General features: G+C 63.8%; 2 protein-coding genes. Both read left to right on the forward strand.

Translation table 11 applies throughout. From position 1 onward, the window contains the following. Positions 1 to 729, forward strand: a 729-nt coding sequence (gene cysT, locus ABIE33_RS36195) for a sulfate ABC transporter permease subunit CysT (protein WP_429133961.1), incomplete at its 5' end; no start/stop codon positions are given. Further along, positions 719 to 1591, forward strand: a complete 873-nt coding sequence (gene cysW / locus ABIE33_RS36200) for a sulfate ABC transporter permease subunit CysW (protein ID WP_429133963.1) — start codon at positions 719 to 721, stop codon at positions 1589 to 1591. The genes cysT and cysW, both read left to right, overlap by 11 nt. Positions 1592 to 1704: the final 113 nt, after the last annotated feature.

Consider the following 1704-nt stretch of genomic DNA (forward strand, 5'->3'; position numbering starts at 1 on the left):
TGGCGTTCGAGCGGCCTCGGCTGGTCGCAGTTCATGACGCTGGCGCTCGATACCCGCACCTTGAATGCCTTGCGCATCAGTTTCGGCACGGCCTTTGTCGCCGCCATCGTCAATCTGATCTTCGGCGTCATCCTCGCCTGGGTGCTGGTGCGCTATCGCTTTCCCGGAAAACGGGTGATCGACGCCATGGTCGACCTGCCGTTTGCCCTGCCGACGGCGGTCGCCGGCATTGCGCTGGCCACACTCTATGCCCCCAATGGCTGGATCGGCGCGCTCTTGGCGCCGCTCGGCATCAAGATCGCCTTTACCCCTGCCGGCATCGTCATCGCGCTCATCTTCGTCGGCCTGCCCTTCGTCGTCAGGACCGTGCAGCCGATCATGGAGGAGATCGACAAGGAAGTGGAGGAGGCAGCCGCCACCCTTGGCGCCAGCCGCTTCCAGACGATCCGCCGGGTGCTGCTGCCGGGACTGCTGCCGGCCGGGCTGACCGGCTTTGCGCTCGCCTTTGCCCGCGGCGTCGGCGAATACGGCTCGGTGATCTTCATCGCCGGCAACCTGCCTTACGTCTCCGAGATCGCGCCGCTTTTGATCGTCATCCGGCTGGAGGAGTTCAACTATCCCGCCGCCACCGCCATTGCCGCGGTGATGCTGGTCATCTCCTTTGCCATGCTGCTCGTCATCAACTCGATCCAGGCCTGGAGCCGGCGGAGATATGTCTATGTCGCATGATGCCGCCGCCGCCTCCCATCACGTGCGTGCCGCCACCTCGGAAAGCCGCTTTGCCCGCCTAAGCCTGACGGCGGCAGCGCTCGCCTTCGTCGGCCTGTTCCTGCTTTTGCCGCTGGCGGCGGTCTTTACCGAGGCGCTGCGCAAGGGGCCGGCCGAGTTCCTGGCAGCACTTGGCGATGCCGAAACCTTTTCCGCCATTCGGCTGACGCTGATCGTCGCCGCCATCGCCGTGCCGCTCAACCTCGTCTTCGGCGTGGCCGCCGCCTGGGCGATCGCCAAATTCGAGTTCAAGGGCAAAGCCTTCCTGACGACGCTGATCGACCTGCCGTTCTCGGTCTCGCCGGTGATCTCCGGTCTGGTCTTCGTGCTTCTGTTCGGCTCGCACAGTCTCATCGGCCCGTTTCTGCAGAGCCATGGCATCCAGATCCTGTTTGCCGTGCCGGGACTGGTGCTGGCCACCGTCTTCGTCACCTTCCCCTTCGTTGCCCGCGAACTGATCCCGTTGATGCAGGAACAGGGCACCAGCGACGAGGAAGCGGCACTCTCTTTGGGCGCATCCGGCTGGCAGACGTTTTGGCATGTGACGCTGCCCAACATCAAATGGGGGCTGCTTTACGGCGTGCTCTTATGCAACGCCCGTGCCATGGGCGAGTTCGGTGCGGTGTCGGTGGTCTCGGGCCATATCCGCGGCCAGACCAACACCATGCCGTTGCAGGTGGAAATCCTCTATAATGAATATAACTTCGTCGCCGCCTTTGCAGTTGCGACGTTGCTGGCGCTGCTGGCGCTGGTCACCCTCGTCTTGAAAACGGCGCTCGAGCTTCGCTACAGCGCCGAGATCGCCGCCAGCCGCAGGCATTGAAAGGTCCGGATCGTCATGGAAGTCCGCGTTCAGAACATACGCAAGGAATTCGGCCGCTTTCCGGCGCTCGACGACGTCACGCTCGACATCCGCTCGGGCGAGCTGATCGCGCT

It is taken from the genome of Ensifer sp. 4252 (genome assembly GCF_050434565.1).
Lineage (GTDB): Bacteria > Pseudomonadota > Alphaproteobacteria > Rhizobiales > Rhizobiaceae > Ensifer.

Bases quoted from the DNA above. Each gene is read 5' to 3' on its own strand.
- cysW (WP_429133963.1), top strand. From the start codon at position 719: ATGTCGCATGATGCCGCCGCCGCCTCCCATCACGTGCGTGCCGCCACC.